This window comes from Amaricoccus sp. W119, from assembly GCF_047275745.1.
GTDB lineage: Bacteria > Pseudomonadota > Alphaproteobacteria > Rhodobacterales > Rhodobacteraceae > Amaricoccus.
In genome coordinates this window covers 15,500-40,246 of the sequence record NZ_JBKQWU010000021.1, presented here as the reverse complement: position 1 = coordinate 40,246, position 24,747 = coordinate 15,500, and the positions used below count along the sequence as shown (strand labels likewise).

24 protein-coding genes are annotated in these 24,747 nt (G+C 68.3%); 6 read left to right on the top strand and 18 right to left on the bottom strand.

The window, feature by feature from the left end; genetic code table 11:
- Nucleotides 1-69: 69 nt before the first annotated feature.
- The 5 genes from ACLJK8_RS12530 to ACLJK8_RS12510 all read right to left on the bottom strand — a co-directional run bounded on the left by ACLJK8_RS12530 (nucleotide 70) and on the right by ACLJK8_RS12510 (nucleotide 6,884).
- Complete coding sequence (locus ACLJK8_RS12530) at nucleotides 70-1,761, bottom strand: hypothetical protein (protein WP_413150609.1); 1,692 nt, start codon at nucleotides 1,759-1,761, stop codon at nucleotides 70-72.
- A gap of 1 nt (nucleotide 1,762) precedes the next feature.
- Nucleotides 1,763-2,746 carry a glycosyltransferase gene (locus ACLJK8_RS12525; RefSeq protein WP_413150608.1) on the bottom strand — a complete coding sequence of 328 codons (984 nt, stop codon included), beginning with the start codon at nucleotides 2,744-2,746 and terminating at the stop codon, nucleotides 1,763-1,765.
- Nucleotides 2,743-4,044: a glycosyltransferase family 4 protein gene (locus tag ACLJK8_RS12520; RefSeq protein WP_413150607.1), complete on the bottom strand. Its 1,302-nt coding sequence runs from the start codon at nucleotides 4,042-4,044 to the stop codon at nucleotides 2,743-2,745. Before ACLJK8_RS12520 ends, ACLJK8_RS12525 begins: the two co-directional genes overlap by 4 nt.
- Nucleotides 4,041-5,294 (bottom strand): exopolysaccharide biosynthesis GT4 family glycosyltransferase EpsE, encoded by a 1,254-nt coding sequence (gene epsE, locus ACLJK8_RS12515; protein ID WP_413150630.1) that lies wholly within the window; start codon nucleotides 5,292-5,294, stop codon nucleotides 4,041-4,043. The genes ACLJK8_RS12520 and epsE overlap by 4 nt, the downstream gene beginning before the upstream one ends.
- A gap of 123 nt (nucleotides 5,295-5,417) precedes the next feature.
- Nucleotides 5,418-6,884 (bottom strand): hypothetical protein, encoded by a 1,467-nt coding sequence (locus tag ACLJK8_RS12510; protein ID WP_413150606.1) that lies wholly within the window; start codon nucleotides 6,882-6,884, stop codon nucleotides 5,418-5,420.
- A gap of 123 nt (nucleotides 6,885-7,007) precedes the next feature.
- Here ACLJK8_RS12510 and ACLJK8_RS12505 point away from each other — a divergent pair, with 123 nt between their 5' ends.
- Nucleotides 7,008-8,087: a glycosyltransferase family 2 protein gene (locus ACLJK8_RS12505; RefSeq protein ID WP_413150605.1), complete on the top strand. Its 1,080-nt coding sequence runs from the start codon at nucleotides 7,008-7,010 to the stop codon at nucleotides 8,085-8,087.
- A gap of 8 nt (nucleotides 8,088-8,095) precedes the next feature.
- Here ACLJK8_RS12505 and ACLJK8_RS12500 read toward each other — a convergent pair whose 3' ends face one another.
- The 5 genes from ACLJK8_RS12500 to ccrA all read right to left on the bottom strand — a co-directional run bounded on the left by ACLJK8_RS12500 (nucleotide 8,096) and on the right by ccrA (nucleotide 12,767).
- Nucleotides 8,096-9,598, bottom strand: coding sequence for an ATP-dependent DNA helicase (locus ACLJK8_RS12500; protein ID WP_413150604.1), 1,503 nt, complete (start codon nucleotides 9,596-9,598; stop codon nucleotides 8,096-8,098).
- Nucleotides 9,599-9,668: 70 nt separating this feature from the next.
- Entirely contained in the window at nucleotides 9,669-10,304 is a 636-nt protein-coding gene (locus tag ACLJK8_RS12495) for an acyl-homoserine-lactone synthase (RefSeq protein WP_413150603.1), read from the bottom strand.
- A 73-nt stretch (nucleotides 10,305-10,377) separates the two neighbouring features.
- Nucleotides 10,378-11,115: a helix-turn-helix transcriptional regulator gene (locus tag ACLJK8_RS12490; protein WP_413150602.1), complete on the bottom strand. Its 738-nt coding sequence runs from the start codon at nucleotides 11,113-11,115 to the stop codon at nucleotides 10,378-10,380.
- Nucleotides 11,057-11,269 carry a hypothetical protein gene (locus ACLJK8_RS12485; RefSeq protein WP_413150601.1) on the bottom strand — a complete coding sequence of 71 codons (213 nt, stop codon included), beginning with the start codon at nucleotides 11,267-11,269 and terminating at the stop codon, nucleotides 11,057-11,059. Before ACLJK8_RS12485 ends, ACLJK8_RS12490 begins: the two co-directional genes overlap by 59 nt.
- Before the next feature lie 202 nt (nucleotides 11,270-11,471).
- A complete protein-coding gene (gene ccrA, locus ACLJK8_RS12480) occupies nucleotides 11,472-12,767 on the bottom strand; it encodes a crotonyl-CoA carboxylase/reductase (RefSeq protein ID WP_413150600.1) in 1,296 nt (431 codons plus the stop codon).
- A gap of 311 nt (nucleotides 12,768-13,078) precedes the next feature.
- Here ccrA and ACLJK8_RS12475 point away from each other — a divergent pair, with 311 nt between their 5' ends.
- The 5 genes from ACLJK8_RS12475 (at nucleotide 13,079) to ACLJK8_RS12455 (ending at nucleotide 18,037) form a co-directional block, all read left to right on the top strand.
- Nucleotides 13,079-13,264, top strand: a complete 186-nt coding sequence (locus ACLJK8_RS12475; protein WP_413150599.1) for a hypothetical protein — start codon at nucleotides 13,079-13,081, stop codon at nucleotides 13,262-13,264.
- A 23-nt stretch (nucleotides 13,265-13,287) separates the two neighbouring features.
- Nucleotides 13,288-14,916, top strand: a complete 1,629-nt coding sequence (locus tag ACLJK8_RS12470) for a BCCT family transporter (RefSeq protein ID WP_413150598.1) — start codon at nucleotides 13,288-13,290, stop codon at nucleotides 14,914-14,916.
- Nucleotides 14,917-15,076: 160 nt separating this feature from the next.
- Entirely contained in the window at nucleotides 15,077-17,044 is a 1,968-nt protein-coding gene (locus ACLJK8_RS12465; RefSeq protein ID WP_413150597.1) for a methylmalonyl-CoA mutase family protein, read from the top strand.
- 131 nt (nucleotides 17,045-17,175) lie between these two features.
- Nucleotides 17,176-17,577 (top strand): hypothetical protein, encoded by a 402-nt coding sequence (locus ACLJK8_RS12460; RefSeq protein WP_413150596.1) that lies wholly within the window; start codon nucleotides 17,176-17,178, stop codon nucleotides 17,575-17,577.
- A 22-nt stretch (nucleotides 17,578-17,599) separates the two neighbouring features.
- On the top strand, nucleotides 17,600-18,037 hold the full coding sequence (locus tag ACLJK8_RS12455; RefSeq protein ID WP_413150595.1) for a hypothetical protein: 438 nt from the start codon (nucleotides 17,600-17,602) through the stop codon (nucleotides 18,035-18,037).
- Nucleotides 18,038-18,158: 121 nt separating this feature from the next.
- Here ACLJK8_RS12455 and ACLJK8_RS12450 read toward each other — a convergent pair whose 3' ends face one another.
- From ACLJK8_RS12450 to ACLJK8_RS12415, 8 genes are all read right to left on the bottom strand, one after another.
- Complete coding sequence (locus ACLJK8_RS12450; RefSeq protein WP_413150594.1) at nucleotides 18,159-18,935, bottom strand: succinate dehydrogenase iron-sulfur subunit; 777 nt, start codon at nucleotides 18,933-18,935, stop codon at nucleotides 18,159-18,161.
- A 10-nt stretch (nucleotides 18,936-18,945) separates the two neighbouring features.
- Nucleotides 18,946-20,754, bottom strand: coding sequence for a succinate dehydrogenase flavoprotein subunit (gene sdhA / locus ACLJK8_RS12445; RefSeq protein ID WP_413150593.1), 1,809 nt, complete (start codon nucleotides 20,752-20,754; stop codon nucleotides 18,946-18,948).
- An 11-nt stretch (nucleotides 20,755-20,765) separates the two neighbouring features.
- The gene (gene sdhD / locus ACLJK8_RS12440; protein WP_413150592.1) at nucleotides 20,766-21,146 is read right to left on the bottom strand and encodes a succinate dehydrogenase, hydrophobic membrane anchor protein; all 381 of its coding nucleotides are present in this window, start codon (nucleotides 21,144-21,146) and stop codon (nucleotides 20,766-20,768) included.
- A 12-nt stretch (nucleotides 21,147-21,158) separates the two neighbouring features.
- The gene (gene sdhC, locus ACLJK8_RS12435) at nucleotides 21,159-21,548 is read right to left on the bottom strand and encodes a succinate dehydrogenase, cytochrome b556 subunit (RefSeq protein ID WP_413150591.1); all 390 of its coding nucleotides are present in this window, start codon (nucleotides 21,546-21,548) and stop codon (nucleotides 21,159-21,161) included.
- A 204-nt stretch (nucleotides 21,549-21,752) separates the two neighbouring features.
- Nucleotides 21,753-22,811 carry a MaoC family dehydratase gene (locus ACLJK8_RS12430; RefSeq protein WP_413150590.1) on the bottom strand — a complete coding sequence of 353 codons (1,059 nt, stop codon included), beginning with the start codon at nucleotides 22,809-22,811 and terminating at the stop codon, nucleotides 21,753-21,755.
- Nucleotides 22,812-22,838: 27 nt separating this feature from the next.
- The gene (locus ACLJK8_RS12425; protein ID WP_413150589.1) at nucleotides 22,839-23,042 is read right to left on the bottom strand and encodes a DUF1737 domain-containing protein; all 204 of its coding nucleotides are present in this window, start codon (nucleotides 23,040-23,042) and stop codon (nucleotides 22,839-22,841) included.
- Between the two features lie 5 nt (nucleotides 23,043-23,047).
- Nucleotides 23,048-23,608, bottom strand: coding sequence for an NnrU family protein (locus ACLJK8_RS12420; RefSeq protein ID WP_413150588.1), 561 nt, complete (start codon nucleotides 23,606-23,608; stop codon nucleotides 23,048-23,050).
- Between the two features lie 40 nt (nucleotides 23,609-23,648).
- Nucleotides 23,649-24,536, bottom strand: coding sequence for an HpcH/HpaI aldolase/citrate lyase family protein (locus ACLJK8_RS12415; protein WP_413150587.1), 888 nt, complete (start codon nucleotides 24,534-24,536; stop codon nucleotides 23,649-23,651).
- Nucleotides 24,537-24,747 lie beyond the last annotated feature (211 nt).

Sequence of the window (24,747 nt, the reverse complement as noted above, 5' to 3'; positions counted from 1 at the left end):
CCCAAGCCGATGGAGTTCGAGACGATGAGTTGAAGACGAAGAGCGTGAGGCGATGGAACCACCCCGGAATTAGCGCGGGGTGAAGTCGGAGGCGGGGCGGCTGTCCCACCAGGCGGGATTGTCGGTGTTGAAGCTCCGCAGCGCCCGCCAGCGCGGCGTGTCGTCGTCGAGATGGCGCAGCGCCCCCCAGCTGCCCCAGCGGCTCGGGCCCGCGACATCGACGAAGGCGGTGAAGAGCGTACCCCCCGCCGACCGCCAGCCCTCGAGCAGCCGCGCATGGAGCGCGCCCATGCCTTCGGAATAGTTCAGCGTTGCGAAAAAGGCGGTGAGCGCCGCGTCCTCCGTCGCATCCCCCTGCCCCACGACATGCGTGCCGCCCTCGTACATGACGAGATCGAGCCCGTGCGCCCGTGCGACCCGCGCGTGATAGGGCCAGAGTTCGCCCGTCAGCCGCTTGATCGAATCCGACGGGTCCCCGGACAATCGCCCGTCGTCGAGTTCCCGGAGCGCCCTGGCGAGCGCCCCGCGCTCGCCTTCCGCGAGCCAGCCTCGGACCATCGGCGCCTTGTCCCCGCCGAGCGCGCCGCCGAAATAGCCGGTGACGGCATAGGCGTCGAAGGGGGCGCCGGCGCCGCCTCCGCCGGCATGGAGCGGCGCTTCGAGCAGCGGGGTCTCAAGCCCGGGCCAGTCGGTCTGGGTCGCGATCACGCGCACCAGCCGGTCCGATCCGGCACCGAAGACCTCGCGCCAGATCTCCGCCACCTCCGCCGCGCGCACGCCCGCGTATTGCATGCAGGCGTCGTCGCCCGATCTCCGGCCCCAGCGGCTGCGCGCCTGATCGCGCGCGAAGGCCGCCTGATCGAACTGCCAGTTCCAGATCTCGTTGGAATATTCGACATGCGCGCGGCGCCGCGGGTCCAGATGATCGCGAACGTACGAGGCGAAGGCCGCGACATAGGCGTCGCTCGCGCGATGCGGCATGTTGAACCACGGATCGGCGCCGAGCCGGTTCGCCAACGCCACCATCACCTCGACCGGCACGCCAGCGCGGGCATAGGTGTAGTCGCCGGGCTTCGGCCGGTCGGCCCAGTCGGTCTGGGTGGAGTTGTTGGTATCCATCCAGTCCATGAACCGCGCGGCCCGGATACCACCCACACGCGCGAGCCAGCGGGGATTGAAAAGCCCGCCCGCGTCCGCGTGGGCTGTGTCGCGCTCGGCGGTGATCCGGATGTCGCGGACATGGTCGCCGCGCGCCCCTGGATCGGTCGCCTTGATCGTGACGATGACCGAGCCGGGGCCGGGGGTGTAGTCGAAGCGGATCTCTCCCGGCCGCCGCTCCACCCGACTTACGCGGCCATCGACCTCGATCTCGCCGGTGCCGCGATACCGCAGGAGGTAGCGGCCAGCGAGGCTTCGGCCCGCTTCGGGCTGGTCGGTCAGGATCAGGGTCGAGATCCCGGCGAGTTCGCGCGGGATGCGTCGCGGCCAGCCGTCCGCGTCGAGCGCCCCCGCGCGCTCCAGATCCGCGTGTTCCCAGCCGCCCCACTGGCCCGGAAGATGGCCAACCCAGGGGCGCGCGGACTTCATCAGATCGAGGAACGGATGCTCGGTCGACCAGTCGGAGATGCCGTTCAGCCCCATGCCGATGGAGGGCGGGCCGGACCGCGTGACGAAATCCCCGGCCGCCGCCACGCGGAGCGGCGCCACGATCTCGACCGGCGCATGGGACGGCGCGGGTGGCAGCGCGAAGACCTCGAACATCTCAGCCCGTCCTTCGCGGCCCGGTCGCGGCGGCGAAACCGCGGGTGAGAGCGTGCCCCGTCAGGTCCGACAGGAACCGCGGCGGATCACAGGGCGGCTGCCCCGTCAGGAGCCGCCGCGCGCGCCAGATGAGCCCGCCCACGACATGCGCGACCGTGGCCGCCGCGGCATAGGCCGGACCATGGTTCTTGACGAAATAGCGCAGCCGCGAGTCGAACCAGTAGCGCGGCGTCCGGCGCCAGCTTCCCATGCCGGTCGAGACCGAGCCGAGGTGCAGGACCCGGCTCTCCGGAACGTAGACCGAGGTCCAGCCGGCACGGGCCGCCCGCAGGCAGAGGTCGGTTTCCTCGAAATAGAGGAAGAAGCCCTCGTCGAAGAGGCCGATCTCATCGAGCATCGCGCGCCGCATCATCACGCTAGCGCCCATCAGCCAGTCGACGCACGCCGTCCCGTCCGGGATCGGCGGGGCGACAATGTGGCGCGCGAGGAGCCGCGAGACCGGCCCGGTGCGCGCCGCCGCCTCGAACTCGCCTGCGATGGAGGGGAAGCGGAAGGCCGAGCGGCACGAGGCACCGTCCTCGCCGACGATCCGGCTGCCGGCGAAACCGACCTCGGGATGCGCGTCGAGGTGGTCGAGCAGCCGGGTGATGGCATCCGGTTCCGGGAAGGCGTCGGAGTTCAGTACATACACGAGATCCGGCGCCGTTCCATCGGGCAGCCCGGCGCGGACCCCGGCGTTGTTCCCGGCGCCGTAGCCGCCGTTCCGGCCGGAGGCGATGACCCGGACCCGACCCTCGCGATCCCAGCCCTCGGCCGCCACCGCGTCGCGCATCCGCTCGAAGGACCCGTCGCGCGAGTCGTTGTCCACGACGACGATCCCGCCCGCGATCGTCTCCATCGCCCGGACGGCCGCGCCGAGCGCGCGCAGCGTCATCTCCGCCGTCCGGTAGTTCAGGATCACCGCCAGCACCGTCGGCCCGTTCATGCCCGCTGCTCCATCGACCGCTCCAGTACCTCGGCGTAGATCTCGGCCACGCGCGCCGCCTTCGCCGGCCAGCTGAATTCCGCGAGCACATGCGCGCGCGCCGCCGCGCCGACCGCGGCCACGCCCGCCCGGTCCTCGACCAGCGTCGAGAGCGCGGCGCGGAAGCGGTCGACGATCTCGGACCGGCGCCCGATTGGCACCTTGTAGCCGAGGCCGGGGCCGACCAGTTCCCCCGGCCCGGCGTAGTCTACGACGAGTGGCGCGAGGCCAAGCGCCATCGCCTCGAGAACGGCGCCGCCGCCGAACTCGCGGATCGAGGGGAAGGCGAGCAGGTCGCAACCGGAGGCGATGGCGCGCACGCCGGCGTGGTCGAGCCAGCCCCGGAAGCGGACCCCCGATCCCTCCCAGCGCCAGCGCAGGTCGCGCAGCATCGGTCCGTCGCCGATCATCTCGATCTGGAGCCAACCTTCGCGCACCAACGGCTCCGCCGCCTCCAGCAGCATGTCGGGGCCCTTGTAGGGGACCATCCGGCCGATGAAACAGGCGCGGAGCGACCCTCGCGCCCGCCGCGCGCGCGCGGGGTAGAGCGCCGGATCCACGCCGTTCTCCGGCATGTAGTGGCAGCGCGCGCCCGGGGGCATCTCGCTCTCGGTATGGCGCGAGCCGACGATCACCGCCTCCGCGCCCAGCGTCGCCGCGCGGTAGGGCAGGAGGCGGTGCGCGCCCCGGAAATAGGAGAGCCATTCCCGCTCCCGAAGCCGCGCCGCCTCGAACCCCCTCGGCCAGGGCACGCCGCCGTTGAGGGGTCCGATCACGAAGGGCACTCCGGCCCGCCGGCACTTCGCCGCGATCGGGCTCGGCACGGTCGGCGTGAGCGGGGTGATCCGGTGCACGATGTCGAATTCACCCGCGCGGATCCGCGCGCCGAACTTGCGCCAGACGAGGTGCTCGAACCACGGATAGGCCATCGCGCCCACCGCCTGCACCATGGTGTAGCCGCGGCCCTCGCCCATCCGCAGGTGTTTCGCGAGGCGCCAGAGCGGCGCCGCCAGCGCCTCGGAGTTGATGGCGGTGAAATCGACGCCCTCGACCAGCCCGGCGCGCCGGATCGCATCGCGGTTGCGGATCTGCGTCACGATATGAACATCGGCGACATCGCGGAGCGCATTCGCGAGCGACCAGCCGACGAGCGGCACGCTGACCCATTCCGGATTGGCCGCCTCGGCGATCACGAGCACGCGCGGGCGGGTCAGCCGCGCGAGCGTGCCGACCATCGGCGCGTTCATGCCCCCGCTCATGACCGCGCCTCCGCGAGCGCATGCGCGGGCGGCACGGCGCGGCGGTCGCTTCGCGCCGTCGCGCGCGCGGTGGCCGCCACCCGGTCGAAGATCGCGCGGGCGCCGAGGCGCGCATCGAAGGCCATGGCGACCCGAAGCCGCGCCGCGCGTCCGAGCCTCAGGCAGTGTTCGGGGTCGGCGGCCAAGCCAGCGATCGCGGCGGCCATCGCCTCGGGATCGCGCGGCGGGACAAGCACCCCGTCCTCGCCATCGGTGATGAGTTCCGCCACCCCGCCCGCGGCGGTGCCGACGACCGGCAGGGCGCAGCTCATCGCCTCCATGTAGGCGACCCCCAGCGGCTCGTGCCATGAGGCGAGCGCGAAGACATGCGCCGCGTTCATCCGCGCGAGCACCTCCGCCTCGTCGACCGCCCCGAGGAGGTTCACGCGATCGCCGAGGCCGAGTTCGGCGATCCGCGCCTCGAGCATCCCTCGGTAGCCGACCCCGCCGTCGTCGTCCTCTCCGGCGATGTCGAGCCGCGCATCGATGCCGCGCGCGACGAGCAGTGCCACCGCCTCCATGAGTTCGGCATGTCCCTTGACGGCGTTGAGCCGGGCGCAGGCGAAGATCCGGAGCGGCGCCCCCGGCACGGGCGGCGCATAGGGCACATTCCGGACAAACTGCTCGGTATCGACCCCCATCGCCCGCACCACGCAGCGCCCGGCGACCTCGGGTCCGAGCTCGGCCCCGACCTCGGCGAGCAGCCTGCGGGTGATCACGGTTCCGAAGGCCGCGCCGCGCCATTTCAGCGCCTGGCCCGGACCGTAGTCCGAGAGCGGACCGTGCAGCGTGACGCTGTAGGTCGGCCCGCCATGGCAGAGCCGCGCCAGCGCGGCGATCATCGCCGCCCGTCCGCAGGAATGGGCGTGGAGATGCGTGATGCCGCGCGCCGCGCAGCGCCGTGCGAGCCGCCGGGCCGGTTCCGCGCAGAGGATGAGATCGCTGAGAAACCCGCCCCGGCGCGCCTCGGTCCAGACCCGCGCGGGGATGCGCGCGAGCGCGGGGAGACTGGCGGCCAGTTTCGGGCGGCCGAGATACTCGGTCCGTGCGATCGCCTCGCCGGACCAGCCGTGCGAGATCAGGCCGATCGGCGGAAGCCGGGTGCTGAGCAGTTCGACCTCGGCGCCGAGCCGTTCCAGTTCCGCGATCTCGCGCCAGAAGAACACATGGGTCTGGCCGGGAAACTGCGGAACCATGTAGCCGATCTTGATCCCGCTCATCCCGCCTGCCCTCTCTCGCCGCGCCCCGGACATCCCGGCCGGGCGTCCCCTCGAACCGGCTATCGTGGCCCGCTTAACGCGCGGTGAAGAGCGCGGCGGAGATCCGGTCGGAGATCAGAGAATTGTCCGCGGTCTGGCCGGCACCGCCGTCTCGGGCGCGGGCCTCTCCGGAGCCGCCGCCCTCGCCGCCGCCTGGCCTACCAGCGGCTGTCTCGCCGCCGGCCGTTTCACTGGGCCCGCCGCCCGCTCCTCCACGAGCCCGAGAAGCGCGCCGGCGATCAGCCAGGTGAAGGGGATCAGCGTCGCATTCGGCAGCATGTCAATCATGTTGAAGCCGAGGATCAGCGCCAGCGGCCCGGCATGGACGGGAATCGCATCCCCGCCCCTCCCGAAAGATCGTCGCGCCAGCAGAAGCAGTGGCAGGGCCAGGAGACCGAATTCGGCGAGATAGCCCGACCAGCCGAACATCCCGATCACGATGATCCAGCGCCCGTCCGAGACCGAGATCATCTCGCCGGACCAGGTGTCGTAGAGCTGGTTCCGCCCCCAGGGACCCCAGCCGAACAGGGGGCGCTGGCGGGCATGCGCGAGCAGGCTCTCCTCGTTCGCGAAACGGAAGGCGACGGAGCGCGCGCGATCCTCGTTGATCGCCTCGGCCTGCGCCACGATCTGATCGACCGGCACCAGCCCCGCGCCGCGCAGGAGCGGATAGCTGACGGCGATCAGGCCGAGCAGGGCCGCGAGGCGCAGATGCGTCCTGACGCTCGCGAACCGTGTGAGCGGCAGCGCGGCCGCCGCGTAGATCAGCACCGCGGCGCTCTTGCAAAGCACGAGAAGCGCCGCGAGATAGCCGCTTGCCATCAGATATCGCGCCCGGCTCGATCCCGGGGGTGGCCAGCGCCAGAGCGCGACCGCGGCGATCAGGGTCATGAAGGTCAGGAACGCGACCCAGAGCCCATGGTAGAGGAAGACGATCGGACGGAAGCCGTCGCCGCGCATCATCTGGCTGAAGTCGTCGTGCTGGAAGAAGCCGTAGACCCAGGTGTTGATCTGCGGGCTCATGCGCACCTCGATCAGCATCGGGATCGAATAGACGAGGCCGGCGATCACCAGGGCGATGAGAAGCTCCCGTTGCGCCGCCTCGGACCGAAGGAACCGCAGCCCGAGCAGGAACGGCACGAGTTCGATCATCTGCAGCATGACGGTGCCGATCGTGTCATGCATCCGCAGGCCCGGCAGGCCGCCCCTCGCAAACCAGATCGGATCGCCGTTGGTGAGAACCGAGGCGATCGGCGTGGCGAGAAAGAGCACCACGAGCACGCGGGCGAGCGGTGAGCGGGGAAACATCGGAATCCGGTGCCCGAGCATCAGCGCCGGGATCAGGAAGGCCACCGTGCTCGGGATCGACACCTTGTCGAGCTGCGGGATCAGGGGAAAGTCGATCGCCACCGCCGGCGGGAGGATGAGATAGGCGCCGAGCACCGACCAGATCACGGCGCGTTCGAGCGGCAACCGCCGGTAGAGGATGACGGCCACGACGGGCCAGAGGATCAGCGCCAGATAGGCGATCGGGTTCGGCATGGCTCTGGTCTTCCCGCGTCCTGTCGTCCGGGCGCCGCGTCTTTCGAGGGCCGTCGTTAGAGGCCCGTCAATCACCCGCGGCCTAGCCTGTGATTCGTTGCGTCCCCAAACTGGCCCCGCGAGATGACCGATCGCTTAAGCGCCCCGCCGCCCCCGGCTGCTTCCGAACATCCGAACGGCCGCGCCGATCTCCGCGCGGGCGAACCCGCCGAAGGCCACGCGATCACGCGGGTGGCCGCGATCGTGATCGGCCGGAACGAGGGCGAGCGGCTGCGCGCCTGCCTCGCCTCGGTCCTCGGCGAGGCTAGGCCGGTCATCTATGTCGATTCGGGCTCGACGGACGGCAGCCCCGATCTCGCGGCCGCGATGGGGGCCGAGGTCGTCATGCTCGACCTCGCGCGCCCGTTCACCGCGGCGCGGGCGCGCAACGCCGGGCTGGCGGCGCTCCGTTCCCGCCAGGCGCCATTGCCGCCCTACCTGCAGTTCGTGGACGGCGATTGCGCGCTGAGACCCGGCTGGCTGGCACGCGCGCGCGAATTTCTCGATGCGAATCCGGATGTCGCGGCGGTCTGTGGCCGCCGGCGGGAACGCTTCCCGGAAGCTTCGGTCTACAACCGTCTCTGCGACTGGGAATGGGACACGCCGCCGGGCGAGACGCGAGCCTGCGGCGGCGACGCGCTGTTCCGCGTCAAGCCGCTCATCGCCGCCGGCGGCTATCGCGACGAGCTGATCGCGGGCGAGGAGCCGGAGCTTTGCCTCAGGCTTCGCGCGCTTGGCTGGAAGATCTGGCGCCTCGACGCCGAGATGTGCTGGCACGACGCGGCCATATCGCGTTTCGGCCAGTGGTGGCGGCGATCGCGGCGCGCGGGCTACGCCTTCGCCGCCGGCGCCGCGCTTCATGGCAAGGGCTCCGAGCGGCCCTGGGTCGCCGAGACCCGCCGGTCGCTGCTCTGGGGCGCGGTGCTGCCCACCGTCGCGGCGGGCGCCGTGTTCGCGGGCGCGTTCGTCCCGCCGCTGCTCCTCACGGCCGGGCTGGCCCTCGCCGTCTACCCGGCGCAGGCGCTCCGGATCGCGCGGCGCGAGGGCGGGCGGCGAACCGGGATGGAGCGCGGCGTCTTCACCGTGCTCGGCAAGTTCCCCGAGGCGCTCGGCGTCCTCGAATTCCGGCTGCTCGGCCGCGCGAAGCTGATCGAATACAAGTAGCGGGAGCCTCAGTCCCCCGCTTCGAGCGCGAGGGTCGGCGCGACGCGGATCAGATCACCCGTTCCGAGCGGTTCGGCGGGGCGCGAGAGCATGTAGCGCGTCACCCAGTGAAGACGCTGCTCCGCGCGGGTGATGGCGACATAGGCGAGACGCTTCCAGAGCGCGATCCCCGCCTCGACACGGCCCGCCCGGGCGGCGGCGAAGAGATCCGGGGCGAAGACCTGCACCTCGGGCCATTGCGAGCCCTGGGCCTTGTGGATCGTCACCGCAGCGCCATGCAGGAACAGCACGCCCATGCTGGCCGCCGTCGGGATCACCGGCTCCTCCTGGCCCGGAACCTCGATCTGGATAATGCTGGCGACGCTGAGATCGCCCTCCTCGCTGCCCGGCAGATGGAGGCGGCTGAAGCCGGGCTTGCGGCCGGGACCGAGGTAGATCGCCTGCGCGCCCTTTATGAGCCCGCGCGCCTCGAGGTCCATCCGCTTGCGCCGATGCTTGAGCGGCAGTTCGACCCCGTCGCAGATGAGCGGCTCGCCCGGCAGCAGATCCTCGGCGGGCGCGCCATGCACCGCGCGGAACCCCTGGATCAGCCGCACCCGCGTGGCATTACGCCAGACGAGCACCGGCGCGCGCGCCATCGCCGCCGCGTCGGCGCGCTGGGCGACGACGACACGGTCGTCCCGGCCGGCCGCGGCGTGGATCATGTCCTCGAACGCCCCGAATTCCAGATCAGGATCGCCAAGCGCATGGGCGAGATCGAGGATCGGATTGTCCGCCGCCTGCCGGTGCACCCGGCCGAGCATGAGCTTCGTATCCTCGGGCATCGCGTTGAAGACCATGTCGCCACCGCCGCCCACGGGCGCGAGCTGCGCCGGATCGCCGAAGAGGACGAGAGTGGAGAAGAGCTGGCTCAGATCCTCGAACTGCGTCGCGTCGAGCATCGAGGCCTCGTCGATCAACCCGATGTCGAGCGGCTGGTCGCGTCGCTTCCAGCCCTTGATGAAATCGGAGCCCCGGAGCCCGGCGGAGGCGAGCGCGCCCGGAATCGACGGATGGCGCGCGTAGAACGCCTTCGCCCGGTCGAGCGCCTCGTCGCTCAGCGTGTCGGCGGTCGGCCGCTCCCCCTCGCCGAGCAGCCATTCGGCGATCGCCTCGTAGTCCGGATGGTAGAGCGGCGTATACAGCACGCGATGGATTGTCGTCGCGGGAACGCCGCGGCCCCGCAGCACCCCGGCCGCCTTGTTGGTCGGGGCGAGCACCGAGAAGGTCCGCGCCTTGGTGTTCCGGCTCTCGAAATCGCCGGTCACGGGCTTCACGCCCAGCGCCATCAGCCCCTTCACGATCTCCGACAGGAGCAGCGTCTTGCCCGAGCCGGCCTTGCCGAGCACGGCGATCCGCTCGGACTTCGCCCCGTCGGGGCTGACAGTCCCGAGGTCGAGATCGACCCCGGCCTGCGCGAGCGCGGCCAGGATGCGCGCGCGGGCGCGCGTCTGATCCGCCGATAGTTCCATGCCGGGCCTCTCACCTGTCCCGCCGGTGATACGTGGCAGGCAAAGGCGAAGCCAGCCGAAAGCGCCGCTTTCACGCGACGCGCGCCTCCGGGACGGCCGGTGCCGAGAAGGCCGCGTCGAACCAGTCCGCGGCCTCCGAGGGGCGGATGCCGGAACGGGCGCCGATGGTCGCAAGCGCCTCTTCCGTGATCCGCCAGATCCCGACGCTGATGAGATCGCGGCCCTCGCCCGCCGAGCCGATCACCTCCGGACTATGCCCGAGCCTGCCGTAGATCCGCGGCATCCGCGCGTCGAAGACGCCGATCGCCTGGTCGAGACCGAAACGCAGCCCCATCTCCAGCCCCGCCATCAGGAGCGCCGCCGCGACGCGGCCCTGCGCGCCGGGCGCGAGGCAGAAGCGGGTGCACTCCCAGATCAGCGGGCTGGTGATCCGGACCCCGCCGGTCAGATGGGTGAAATGCTCGTTGATCATCGTGCGGCCGAGGGTCGGCAGCGTACGCATCGATCCAGCGTGGCGGCCGCGCGCATCCTCCGCGATGACGTAGAGCGGGTTCAGCGCGTCATATTCGTCGCGTTCCCAGCCGTATTCGTTGATCTTCACATCCCAGCCCAGCCGCGTCTTGAACTGATCGGCGCGGTCACGAAACATGCCTTCGGCAAGCACAGGAAACGCGCTGAGATCCTCGGCGTAAATGAAACGGATCATGTTGCCTCCACTGTCTTGAACACGGAGGCAGGTTTTGGTGACGCGCCTTAAGAAAGGCCGACCGCGCGGCACTTCAATATTTTGGCAACACCCCGTTCGGGACGATGATTCCCCGCGCGGTCGCCAGCGCCACGGCATGGGTGACATTCATCGCCCCGAGCTTGTGGCGCGCGGAATCGATATAGGCGCGCAGCGTGTTCTCGGAGATATGCAGCCCGTCGGCGACCCGCGCCCGGCTCTCGCCGAAACTGAGCCGCGCCAACACCTCCCGCTCGCGCGGCGACAGATCGGCGGCGGGCGGATCGCCCTCGCCGCTGATGATCCGCTTCGCCTGCTGGTGGACGAGATTCGCGATCAGGAGGATGTCCTTCGCCCAGGAGCGCGTGTAGGCCTCCCATTCCTCGTCCGTGGCATGATGGTTGACCGAGAACATCGCGAACTCGCCGCTCGGCCCCCAGATCGGCACCGACCAGCCCTGGTTGCCGAGCCCGGCCGCCATCGCCTCACGCATCATCTGCCGGGCCTGCGCGCTCGACCAGTCGAGCGATTTCCAGTTCATCGGATGAAATCGTTTCAGGGCGCCGAGCACAACCGGGTCGATGGTCCGGTAATCCCTGGAGATGTAGTGGCGCACCCAGGCGATGTCATAGGTGAAGGCGCCGACCTGCTCACCCTTGAGGTTGGCGGTGTGGTAGATCAGATGCGTGACCTCGAGCTGGTCGCGCAGCTCGTGGGCCCAGACCCCCAGGTCCTCAATGGAGTTCGTGGTCTGCAACCGCTCCAGGGTAAGTTCCAGTTTGTCCCGGTACACCGCCGCCTGTTCCCGAGCCATCGAGAGCCTGGGCTATCTCGCTGGCAGCCACGAAGATCGCGTCATCGAGCCGCTCAGCCAACTCGAACATTCCGCTCTTCTCCGAAAACTGCCTGATATCCTTGAGAATATCAATCACCCAGTAGGCCTTCATCGCAGGAACTCCTTCGCGCCAACGGGCTGCGAGAAGGGTTAATAGCAGATCTGTCCGCTCCGATGAATTCACCAATATTGTTACCCCCGAAATGGTGGGGGGCGTTGTCGCTAAAGTATTGATTCAATTGAAAACGGCTCAACGCCAGGTGGATAAACCCTAGGTTGAGCCGATTGTTGGAACCTTCGCGTCAGCCGCGAGTTTATGCCTCCCGGCTGGCCTCGATCGTGTCGGAGAAGGTCCTGAGCCCGGTGCGCGGCGCGCTGACGAGGACGGCCATGTTGCCCGGCTTGTGCTCGTTCTTGCGCATCTTCACATGGGCGTCCGGGATCTCCGCCCAGGAGAAGACCTCGGACATGCAGGGGTCGATCCGTCGCTCAATCACAAGCTGATTCGCGGCGCTCGCCTGCTTGAGATTCGCGAAGTGGCTGCCCTGGACGCGCTTCTGGTTCATCCAGAGATAGCGCGCGTCCATCGTCAGGTTGTACCCCGAGGTGCCGGCGCAGATGACGACGATGCCGCCCTTCTTCACCATCAGGACCGAGACCGGGATCGTCGCCTCGCCGGGGTGTTCGAAGACCATGTCCACGTTCACGCCCTTGCCGGTGATGTTCCAGATCGCCTTGCCGAACTTCCGCGCCTCGCCGAGCCAGGCCTTGTATTCCTCGGAATTGACCTTGGGCATCTGACCCCAGCAGTTGAAGTCCCTGCGGTTGATCACGCCCTTCGCGCCGAGCGACATCACGAAGTCGCGCTTGTTCTCCTCGGAAATGACGCCGATCGCATTGGCGCCCGCGGTCGCCGCGAGCTGGATCGCGAAGGAGCCGAGACCGCCCGAGGCGCCCCAGACGAGGACGTTCTGGCCGGGGCGGAGCTCATGCGGCGAATGGCCGAAGAGCATCCGGTAGGCGGTGGCGAGCGTCAGCGTGTAGCAGGCCGCCTCCTCCCAGGTCAGATGCTTCGGCCGCGGCATCAGCTGCTGGCTCTGGACATTGGTGAACTGCGCGAAACTGCCGTTCGGGGTTTCGTAGCCCCAGATCCGCTGGCTCGGCGAATACATCGGGTCGCCGCCGTTGCAGTGCTCGTCGTCGCCGTCGTCCTGGTTGCAGTGGATGACGACCTCGTCGCCGACCTTCCAGCGCTTCACCTTGTCGCCGACCGCCCAGACGATGCCCGAGGCGTCCGAGCCCGCGATATGGAACGGCGCCTTGTGAACGTCGAACGGGCTGATCGGAATCCCGAGACCGGCCCAGACGCCGTTGTAGTTGACGCCCGCGGCCATCACGAAGACGAGAACCTCGTTCGAGTCGAGCTTCGGTGTGTCCACGACCTCGACCTTGAAGGACTCGTCGGGCTCGCCATGCCGCTCGCGCCGGATTGCCCAGGCGTACATCTGCTTGGGAACATACCCCAGCGGCGGGATCTCTCCGATCTCGTAGAGATCCTTTTGCGGCGCATCATAATCTGGTTGGGTGTCCAGCGCTTCAAGCGGTGCCATCGTGTCCATCCTCCTGCCGCGCGGTCCCGAACCTCAAGAACCGCGCAATAATCTTTCGTCAGATCGTCCCGTGCATGCATTACATTATCCCGCGGCGCACGCAACCGCTTTGATGAAGGCTATCTACCCTTGGACGGTGCTCCTTTGGTCGCACGCCCGCCGATGCGCTGCGCCGCGGCGAAGGTGGCGCCCGCGCGGAAAAACCGCGGCGGGCGGGGTAGACACGCGGCTCGGGCGTCGCCCAGTATGGCCATTCACGACCGGAAACGATGCCGGGACGCAATAGTTCCGGACGAGCAATTGGAATGGGCATGCACGGCGAGATCATGGTTCCGATCGGTTCGGAGCTCAAGAGGTTCCGGACAGTACTCGGCGTGAACTTCGCAGGCGCCACGCTTTACGGCACGGCCGCTTCCCGTTTCGCAGCGATTTCGACCGCGCGCGGCATTCGCCGGTCCCGCGCCCGGGTGACGACAAATCCGCTGAACACCGCCTGAGAACCGGCCCGGAGGACTTCACCATGGCAGACGACGACCCGACCATCCCGGCGCCGGAGGGGCCGGCGAACGTCATCGTGACGGAATACGAGATCGGACAGGACAACATCCAGACCCGCATCGGGCCGTTCGGCCTAGACATTCACAACCCGGTCTTCATGATCTCGGGCCTGACCATCGTCGCCTTCGTGATCCTGACGCTCGCGTTCCAGGAAAGCCTCGGGCCGATGTTCGAGGCGTTGCGCGGCTGGCTGACATCGACTTTCGACGCCTTCTTCCTGATCGCCGGCAACGTCTTCGTCGTGCTCTGCCTCGCGCTCATCGTCACCCCGCTCGGCCGGGTGCGGATCGGCGGGCGCGATGCGACGCCGGATTTCAGCTATTCCGCCTGGTTCGCGATGCTCTTCGCGGCGGGCATGGGCATCGGCCTCATGTTCTACGGCGTCTCTGAACCGATCTCGCATTTCGACGCCGCGCTTGGCGGGGCCGTGAACGAGAACGGCGCCCGCACCGACTGGGCGCCGCTCGGAGGCGCCGCCGGCGACAATGCCGAGGCGCGGCGGCTCTCGATGGCCGCGACCATCTTCCACTGGAGCATGCACCCCTGGGCGATCTACGCCATCGTGGCGCTGGCGCTGGCGATCTTCAGCTACAACAAGGGGCTCCCGCTCACCATGCGCTCGGTGTTCTACCCGATCTTCGGCGAACGGGTCTGGGGCTGGGTCGGGCATGTCATCGACATCCTCGCCGTCTTCGCCACGCTTTTCGGGCTCGCCACCTCGCTCGGTTTCGGCGCGCAGCAGGCGAACGCGGGGTTGAACTACCTCTTCGGCATCCCGGTCAACGACGTGACGATGGTGTTCCTCATCATCGCGATCACGGGCGTCGCGCTTCTCAGCGTCGTCGCCGGTCTCGACGCGGGTGTGCGGCGGCTCTCGGAGATCAATATGGTCCTCGCGGCGCTGCTGCTCCTGTTCGTCATCCTCGCCGGGCCGACGCTCTCGATCCTGACGGGCTTCTTCCGCAATCTCGTCAACTACTTCGAATACCTGCCCGCGCTCTCGAACCCGTTCGGCCGTGACGACGACAACTTCCGCGAGGGCTGGACCGCGTTCTACTGGGCCTGGTGGATCTCCTGGTCGCCCTTCGTCGGCATGTTCATCGCCCGTGTGAGCCGCGGCCGCACGGTGCGGGAGTTCATCATCTGCGTGCTCGTCATCCCCTCGGCGGTGTCGGTCCTCTGGATGACCGCCTTCGGCGGCACCGCGATCAGCCAGATCGTCAACGACGGCTACGACGCCGTGGTCGGCGCGCCGCTGGAGCTGCAACTCTTCGTCATGCTCGACGCCCTGCCGCTCGCGGCGATCTCGTCCTTCATCGGCATCGTGCTCGTGATCGTCTTCTTCGTCACCTCGTCGGACAGCGGCTCCCTCGTCATCGACACGATCACGGCGGGCGGCAAGATCGACGCGCCGGTGCCGCAGCGCGTGTTCTGGGCGAGTTTCGAAGGACTCGTCGCGATCGCGCTGCTGCTCGGCGGCGGACTCACCGCGCTGCAGGCGATGGCGGTCTCGACCGGATTCCCCTTCACGATCGTTCTGCTCCTCGCCTGCTACGCCATCGTGAAGGGGCTGATGGACGAACCCCGCTAGACATTGGTCGCAAAACAACCTTTCTTCACCCATCGTCCGCGCGAAATCTTCTTGCGCGCGGACGGCTGCCGGGTATCCTGCACCGCAGCAAAACGCGGGGACCCCCCGCGCGGGATACGGGGATACAATGCGGGGCGACTGCCCCACGCAGGGGAAAAGCATGACCGAGACGCAACGTGACAAGCCCTGGCTGTTTCGCACCTACGCCGGCCACTCGACCGCCGAGAAGTCGAACGCGCTCTATCGCCAGAACCTCGCCCGGGGCCAGACCGGGCTTTCCGTCGCCTTCGACCTCCCGACCCAGACCGGATACGACAGCGACCACGTGCTGAGCCGGGGCGAGGTCGGCAAGGTCGGCGTGCCGGTGAGCCATATCGGCGACATGCGGGCGCTCTTCAACGAGATCCCGCTCGAAGTGATGAACACCTCGATGACGATCAACGCCACCGCCGCCTGGCTGCTGGCGCTCTATATCTCCGTCGCCGAGGAACAGGGCGCCGATGTCACCAGGCTGCAGGGCACGGTGCAGAACGACATCATCAAGGAATATCTCTCGCGCGGGACCTATGTCTTCCCGCCGGCGCCGAGCCTGAAGCTGATCGCCGACGTGGCGGAATACTGCTACCAGGCGGTTCCGAAATGGAACCCGATGAACGTCTGCTCCTACCACCTGCAGGAAGCCGGAGCGACGCCGGAGCAGGAGCTCGCCTATGCGCTCGCCACCGCCTGCGCGGTGCTCGATCAGGTGCGGGGTCAGGTGCCGGAGGAGGATTTCCCCGAAGTCGTCAGCCGCATCTCCTTCTTCGTCAACGCGGGTATCCGCTTCGTGACCGAGATGTGCAAGATGCGCGCCTTCGTCGATCTCTGGGACGAGATCACCCGCGACCGCTACGGTGTCGAGAATCCGAAGCAGCGCCGCTTCCGCTACGGCGTGCAGGTCAATTCGCTCGGCCTGACCGAGCAGCAGCCGGAGAACAACGTCTACCGCATCCTGATCGAGATGCTGGCGGTCGTGCTCTCGAAGAAGGCCCGCGCCCGCGCCGTGCAGCTTCCCGCCTGGAACGAGGCCCTCGGCCTGCCCCGGCCCTGGGATCAGCAATGGTCGCTCCGGATGCAGCAGATCATGGCCTATGAGACCGACCTGCTCGAATACGGCGATCTCTTCGACGGCAACCCGGCGATCGACGCGAAGGTCGAGGCGCTGAAGGACGGCGCGCGCGAGGAGCTTGCCAGGATCGACGAGATGGGCGGCGCGGTCGCCGCGATCGACTACATGAAATCGCAGCTCGTCGCCGCCAATACCGCGCGCCTCGGCCGGATCGAGGCGGGGACCACGGTCGTCGTCGGCGTGAACAAGTACCCCGATGGCGAACCGAGTCCGCTGACCTCCGGCGAGGGCGGCATTCTCGTCGTTGATCCCGCGGTCGAAGCGGATCAGATCGGCCGCCTGAACGCCTGGCGCGAGGACCGGGACGAGGCGGCCGCGCAAGCCGCGATCGAGGCGCTGAAGGAGGCCGCGCGGAGCGGAGGCAATATCATGCCGCCCTCGATCGCCGCGGCGAAGGCGGGCGTCACCACAGGCGAATGGGGTGGCGCGATGCGCGAGGTCTTCGGCGAATACCGCGCGCCGACCGGCGTCGGCAAGGCCGCCTCCGCCCCGGCGAGCAATCTCGCCGAGGTCCGCGCCGCCGTCGACGCGGCGTCGAGCAAGCTCGGCCGGCGCATCAAGTTCCTCGTCGGCAAACCCGGCCTCGACGGCCATTCCAACGGCGCCGAGCAGATCGCGGTGCGCGCCCGCGACTCGGGGATGGAGGTACTTTACGAGGGCATCCGCCTGACCCCGGCGCAGATCGTCAACGCGGCGGTCGAGGAATCGGTGCATGTGATCGGGCTTTCGATCCTCTCGGGCAGCCACCTGCCGCTGGTCGAGGAGGTCCTGACGCGGATGAGGGACGCCGGGCTTGAGGATGTACCGCTTGTCGTCGGCGGAATCATTCCGGAATCCGACGCGGAAACGCTGCGGGGCGAAGGCGTCGCGCGCGTCTATACCCCGAAGGATTTCGAGTTGAACCGCATCATGCTCGACATCGTCGCGCTGGTCGACGGAGAGGGGCGCGCCGCCGCCTGACCTCTCTCCCGCCCGTGCGACCCGGGGGCGGCGACCGGCCATAAACCGCCGCCCCCCTTCCCTCGCGGAACCGACCCGCTCCGGAGCGCATTGCCTGTGCATCCGGCATAGTTCCCGCGAGGAGGAAACCAATGCTACAGGAGCGCAACGTCACCGCTGTCTATGACAGCTTCGAAAGCGCCGATCTGGTCCGCGCCGCCCTGCAGGACGAGGGCATCGATATCGCCCGCGTCCATGTCGTGCCCGACCGTGTCGCAGGGATCGACGACGCGGCCGATCTCGGACTCTACGACAATGTCATCGAAGACCTCGGCCTGCCCGATGCCGATGCCCGCGCCTACCAGGACGCGGTGCGGCGCGGCGATTTCGTCGTCTCGGCCACCGTCGATTCGTCGCATGTTCCGCGCGTCGAGGAGATCATGCGGGCCCCCGAGACATATGAGCGCGCCGCCGGCGCCGTCGATCCGGTGGTCCCAACCGACCCCGGCCTCGAGGCCAGGCCGCTCGACCCGCCGATGCCGGTCGGGCGCTAGGGGTGGGCGACAGGAGGAGGTGATGACCGACTATCGCAACCCCAAGGTCACCAAGGTAAAGGGAGGAAGCGGCATGCCCCGCTGGATCTGGATCGCCGTCGCAGCCGTGGCGCTCGTCGTCATTCTCTGGCTCGCCGGCCTGTTCGGAGGCGCGCCGGAAGCGCCGCCGCCCGCGGCCCCGGCGGAGACTTCGTCGGAAACCTCGACACCGGCGGCACCCGCCACGCCCGCGGAGCCAAGCACGCCCGCGGCGCCTGCCACACCGGCGGAACCCGCCGCGCCTGCCGAGCCGACCACGCCTCCCGCGGCGCCTGCCACGCCCGCCCCGGCCGAGCCGTCGACGGACATGCCGCCCGCGGCCGTGGAGCCGAACGAGGCTGAACCCGACGCCTCGGAAGCGCCGACCCCGCAGACCCCGTCGCCGAGCCCCGAGGAGGGAGAGCCGACCGAGGGCCAGTAGGCGCGATCCGCGAGGGCTTTCTGCCCATAGCCTGAAACGGAGGAGGCCCGGTCAGCACTGACCGGGCCTCTCGTCATTCTGGCGGTGAGTTCCCGGGCTGCGAGAACCCGGGCTCCGCGCGTCAGAGCCGCCGCTCGACCATGAGCTGCTTGATCGAGGCGATCGCCTTCGCCGGATTCAGCCCCTTCGGGCAGGTCTGCGTGCAGTTCATGATCGTGTGGCAGCGGTAGAGCTTGAAGGGATCTTCCAACTCGTCCAGCCGCTCGCCCGTCGCCTCGTCACGGGAATCGATGATCCAGCGATAGGCGTGCAGGAGCGCCGCCGGGCCGAGATAGCGGTCGCCGTTCCACCAGTAGCTCGGGCAGGAGGTGGAGCAGCAGGCGCACATCACGCATTCATAGAGCCCGTCGAGCTTCTTGCGGTCCTCGATCGACTGCCGCCATTCCTTCGCCGGCTCGTTGGTCGAGGTCTCGAGCCACGGCATGATGCTGGCGTGCTGGGCGTAGAAATGCGTGAGGTCGGTGACGAGATCCTTCACCACCATCATGTGCGGCAGCGGGTAGATCTTGATGTCGCCCTTCACCTCGTCCATGCCCCAGATGCAGGCCAGCCGGTTGATCCCGCCGATGTTCATCGCGCAGGAACCGCAGATCCCCTCGCGGCAGGAGCGGCGGAAGGTCAGCGTCGGATCGATGTCGTTCTTGATCTTGATCAGCGCGTCAAGAATCATCGGCCCGCAGGTGTCGAGATCGACGAAATAGGTGTCGATCCGGGGGTTCTGCCCCGAATCCGGATCGTAGCGGTAAATCTTGAAGGCGCGGACGTTCTTGCCCTCGGGCTTCGGCCAGGTCTTGCCGACTGTCACCTGGCTGTTCTTCGGCAGCTGGAATTCGGCCATCGGACCCTCCTCAGTACACGCGCGCCTTGGGCGCGATCTTCTTCAGGTCGATGCCGCCTTCGTCGTGCGTGGTCAGCGGGTCGAGGTGCACGGGCCGGTAGCTAAGCGTGACCGAATTGTCGTCGCCGACCACGGCGAGGCTGTGCTTGCGCCAGTTCTCGTCGTCGCGGTTCGGGTAGTCCTCATGGGCGTGGGCGCCGCGGCTCTCCTTCCGCGCCTCGGCCGCGACGATGGTCGCGAGCGCGTTCGGCATCAGGTTCGTAAGCTCCAACGTCTCCATGAGGTCGCTGTTCCAGATCAGCGAGCGGTCGGTGACCTTGATCTGGGCCATCTGATCGGCGACCGCCTTCATCTTCTCGACACCTTCGGCGAGGGTCTTGTCGGTGCGGAACACCGCCGCGTCCGACTGCATCGTCCGCTGCATCGTGTCGCGCAGTTCCGCCGTCGAGATGTCGCCAGCCGCGTTGCGGAGCGCGTCGAACCGGTCCATCGCCTGCTCGACCGAAGCTTCGTTCAGTGGCCGGTTCGGCAGCTTCGGATCGACGATCTCGCCCGCCCTGATCGCGGCGGCGCGGCCGAAGACCACGAGGTCGATCAGGCTGTTGGAGCCGAGCCGGTTCGCGCCGTGAACGCTGGCGCAGCCCGCCTCGCCCACTGCCATCAGCCCGGGCAGGACCCGGTCCGGATCGTCCTCGGTCGGATTCAGCACCTCGCCCCAGTAGTTCGTCGGGATGCCGCCCATGTTGTAGTGCACGGTCGGCAGGACCGGGATCGGCGCCTTGGTCACATCGACGCCGGCGAAGATCTTCGCGCTCTCCGAAATGCCCGGCAACCGCTCGTGCAGCGCCTCGGGCGGCAGGTGGTTGAGGTTGAGGAAGATGTGGTCCTTCTTGTCGCCGACGCCCCGACCCTCACGGATCTCGATCGTCATGCAGCGCGACACCACATCGCGCGAGGCGAGGTCCTTGTAGGTCGGCGCGTAGCGTTCCATGAACCGCTCGCCCTCCGAGTTCGTGAGATACCCGCCCTCGCCGCGCGCGCCCTCGGTGATGAGGCAGCCGGAGCCGTAGATGCCGGTCGGGTGGAACTGCACGAATTCCATGTCCTGCAGCGGCAGCCCCTGGCGGGCGACCATGCCGCCGCCGTCGCCGGTGCAGGTATGCGCCGAGGTCGCGGAGAAATAGGCGCGGCCATAGCCGCCGGTCGCGAGCACCACCATCTTGGCGTTGAACCGGTGCATCGTGCCGTCGTCGAGCTTCCAGGCGAGCACGCCCTGGCAGGAGCCGTCCTCGGCCATGATGAGGTCGGTGGCGAAATACTCGATGTAGAACTCGGCCTTTTCCTTCAGCGACCGGCCGTAGAGCGTGTGCAGGATCGCATGGCCGGTGCGGTCGGCGGCGGCGCAGGTGCGCTGCACCGGCGGGCCCTCGCCATATTCGGTCGTATGGCCGCCGAAGGGGCGCTGGTAGATCTTGCCGGATTCCGTCCGGCTGAACGGCACGCCATAGTGTTCGAGTTCGTATACGGCCTTGGGCGCCGAGCGGGCGAGATATTCCATCGCATCGGTATCGCCGAGCCAGTCCGACCCCTTCACGGTGTCGTACATGTGCCACTGCCAGCTGTCGGGCCCCATGTTGCCGAGCGAGGCGGCGATGCCGCCCTGCGCCGCCACGGTGTGCGAGCGGGTCGGGAAGACCTTGGTGACGCAGGCCGTCCTCAGCCCCTGCTCGGCCATGCCGAGCGTGGCGCGAAGCCCGGAGCCGCCGGCGCCGACCACGACGACATCATAGGTATGGTCGATGAAGGTGTAGGCAGACATTGGGCGTCCTTTCAGCCGGCGAAGGCGATGCGGGCGACCGCGAAGACGCCGGTCAGGCCCATGGCCCAGCAGAAGAGCGTGTTGGCGAGCAGGAGCGCGGTGCGCGTGACCTTGCCGTGGACGTAATCCTCGATCACGACCTGCAGCCCCTGTTGCAGATGGATGAAGACCGTGACGATCAGCAGGACGGTGACGATCGCGTTGAACGGATGGCTGTACGCGGCCCGGACCGTCTCGTAATCCGCGCCGAGATTGCGGGCGAACGGAAAGATGAAGAGAAGCGTCAGCGGCACCAGCGCGATCGAGGTGACGCGCTGGCTCCACCAGTGGCCGACCCCCTCATGCGCCGAGCCCAGTCCCTGCACGCGCTGCTGATCGGTACGATAGCTCATCTCGCGCTCCCCTCAGGCCAGGATGATGGTCAGGATGGTGAGCACCACCGCCGCGATGATCACAGCCTTCCCGGTCTTGTGCACGGTCTCAAGCTCGAACCCGTAGCCCGCGTCCCAGAACAGGTGCCGGATGCCGTTGCAGAAATGGTACCAGAAGGCGGCGAGCGAACAGATGAGGATGAACCCGCCGATCCAGGAGGTCAGGATCCCGTCCACCCGCGCGAAGCTCTCCGGCCCGGCGCCGAGCGCGAGGAGCCACCAGACCACAAGCACCGCGGCGAGCGTCAAGCCGATCCCGAAGACCCGATGGAAGATCGACACCATGGAGGTGATCTGCGGCCGGTAGACCTGGCCTATCATGAATGGCGAGAGTGGCCGATTTGGGGGGTTCACGTCTGCCATTCAAATGCCTCCCTACCGTCGCCGCCCCGGCCGCCGTCCGACCAAGTTCAACACGTGTTTCGTGAGCCGAAACCGACACGACCTGAGTCCGCGCCATCCGGCGCCTAGCGATCCCTGTTTCCGTTGTTTTTTTCGAGAACGCAAGGGTGAATTCGCTTTGTGATCACAGGCTTCCGGGCTGTGATCACAAGCCTCGGGCGCGCATCATTTCGGGATCAGGGCCCAGTAGTCGAGATCGAGCAGCACACCTTTCAGGTAGCGCTTTTCATCGTCGCGCAGCACGAAGGGCTCCGTCTCGGCCGTGGTCGCGACCAGGCGCAGGCGAAGCGCCCCGACACTCGGATTCGCCGTCTCGGCCGCGTCGAGAACCTCCGACCAGGCCCGGACCGTCGTACCCGCGAAACAGGGATTGGCATGGGCGCCCGCGTTGATCGCCGCGATGATCTGCGCGTTGGCGAGGCCGTTGAAGCTCAGGGCGCGGGCGAGGCTGATCACATGGCCGCCATAGATCAGCCGCTTGCCATCCTCGCGCAGCGTGGCGTCGAAATGCACCTTCGACGTGTTCTGCCACAGCCGGGTCGCCATCATGTGCTCGGCTTCCTCGATCGTGACGCGGTCGACGTGGTCGATCCGCTCGCCGACCGCGTAATCCGACCAGCGATGCGGCGCGCCGGCGAGTTCGAAATCGTAGGTCGAGAAGTCGAGCCCCTCCGGCACCACGAGATCACCCGCCGTCACCGCAGGAGCGAGTTTCGGGATCACCGTTTCCGGCGCCGGGGCGGCGCGGTCGCGCTTGCGCACCATGACCCAGCGCACATAGGTCAGCACCGGGGCGCCGGTCTGGTTGTGCCCGGTCGTCCGCACCCAGACCACGCCGCTCGCGCCGTTCGAATTCTCCTTGAGCCCGATCACCTCGCTGACCGAGGTCAGCGTGTCGCCGGGATGGACCGGCGCGAGGAACCGGCATTCCGCGTAGCCGAGGTTGGCCACCGCGTTCAGGCTGATGTCGGGCACGGTCTTGCCGAAGACGATGTGAAAGCCGATCAGATCGTCGAGCGGCCCCCGGGCGAGCCCCGAGGCTTTCGCGAATTCGTCGGAGGAATGGAGCGCGAAGCGGCTCGGGTAGAGCGCGGTGTAGAGCGCGCGATCCCCTTCGGTCGCCGTGCGCGGCACCGCGTGCCGGATTACCTGGCCGACGCGGTAATCCTCGAAGAAATTCCCGGCATTGGTCTTGGAAACGGGCTTCGTGTTGGTCTGGTCCATGGTCTGGTCCCTGTTCTCGAGTCCCTGTCAGAGATCGCCCAGCTTGATCGAAGGATCGTAGACCCCCTCCACTTCCTTCACGACGGCCTGGCCGCAGCGCATGACACCGCGCGCGGCGTCGAAGGCATAGGTCGGAGCGCCGTGCAGCGCCCATCCGGCATCGAGCGCGCGCGTCACCTTGTGGCAGAAGGCGGAGGTGTCGTCCTCGGTGAGAAAGCGATAGGCGAGCATGGGATCTACCTCGGGAAGGGCCAGACGCCGAGCCAGGCGTGGAGCGCGGTGATGGCCGCGAAGACGATGACGGCGATGAGGGCGAGCTTGAGATCGGCTCTGGCCGGCACCGGCGCCACCGGCGCGCGCGGCGTCGCCCGGTCGATCGCGACGATGCTGGCGGCGGCCCAGAGCGCCATCCCGCCGAACAGGATCAGCGACGCGAGATCGCCGTTCACCAGCAGGTGCGCCGCCGCCCAGACGAGGACGCCGGTCAGCATCGGATTGCGCAGGTACCGCTTCACCCGGCTTGGCGCGTTGGCGGCGCCGAAGAGGAAGACGGCGATCAGCATCAGGAGGTTGTTGAGGTGGATCGCCCAGCCCGGCGGCGTGTAGAGCGCGACATACGGGCTCGAGCGGAAGCCGATGATGACGAAGATCAGCCCGACGCCGATCACCGCCGCGGTCAGTCCCCTGACCGGCCCCTTCCCCAGCCGGCCAACCAGTCCGGCATGGGCGTCGGGTGCCAGCCGCCTGAAGAGATGCGCGGCGATCCAGAGTGCGAGTCCAATGACGAGAAGTGCCATTCAGGTTCTCCTCCCCGGTTCCTGATCGCTGGCCGCCGGATCAGGCGGTCACCTGTTCGCTCATCGCCTCGATCGCGGCGGCGCGGGCGAGCAGCCGCCGGGCGGAGGCGACGTGCAGATTCTCCACGATCCGCCCGTTCAGCACCGCGACCCCCTCGCCGCGCGCCTCGGCGTCCTCGAAAGCCTCGACCTGCGCGGAGGCGAGTTCCAGATCCGCGGCCGAGGGCGCGAAGACCTCGTTGGTGATGGCGATCTGGTCGGGGTGGATCAGCGACTTGCCGTCCATCCCCATGTCGCGGCCCTGGACGCAGACGGCGCGGAGTCCCTCCTTGTCCTGGAAGGCGTTGTGGACCCCATCGACGCAGACGAGCCCCTCGGCCCGGGCCGCGAGCAGGCAGAGCGACAGGCTCGCGATCAGCGGCTGCCGGTCGGCCGTATGCGCCGCGCCGAGATCCTTTGCGAGATCGTTGGTCCCGATGACGAAGCCTTCGAGCAGCGGATGCGCCGTGGCGATGATGCCCGCGTTCAGCATGCCGCGCGGCGTCTCCATCATCGCCCAGATGCGCGTGCGCTCCGGCGCGCCATTCCGCGTCATCAGATCGGCGACGCGGTGAATGTCCTCGGGCTTCTCGACCTTGGGTACGAGAATCGCATGCGGGCCCGCCTTCGCCGCGCGGGCGATGTCGGCCTCGCCCCATTGCGTGTCGAGCCCGTTCACGCGGATCAGCAGCCGGCGCATGCCATAGCCGCCGGTCTCGACCGCCTCGGCCACCAGTTCGCGCGCGCGTTCCTTCTCGGCCGGGGCGACCGCGTCCTCGAGATCGAGGATCAGCGCATCCGCAGGCAGGCTCCGCGCCTTTTCGAGCGCGCGCGGCCGGGAGCCGGGCATGTAGAGAACGGACCGGTACGGTTGGGTGTTGTGTTCCATCGCATACATTCTCTTGTTGCGGCGCGAAAGATGCCCGCCCGCGCCCGGGATGACAAGACCAAAGGGCAAGTTTCCGCCGGCACGCGTGGCAGGCGGTGGCTTTCCGCCGGAGGCTGCTCGCCCGGTGTTGCCGCGGTGCCCAACGGGGCGCGCGGTGGCCGTTAAGCGGATTTTCCCGAGGTTCGTCCAAGGCTTGGCCAAACTCCCAGCC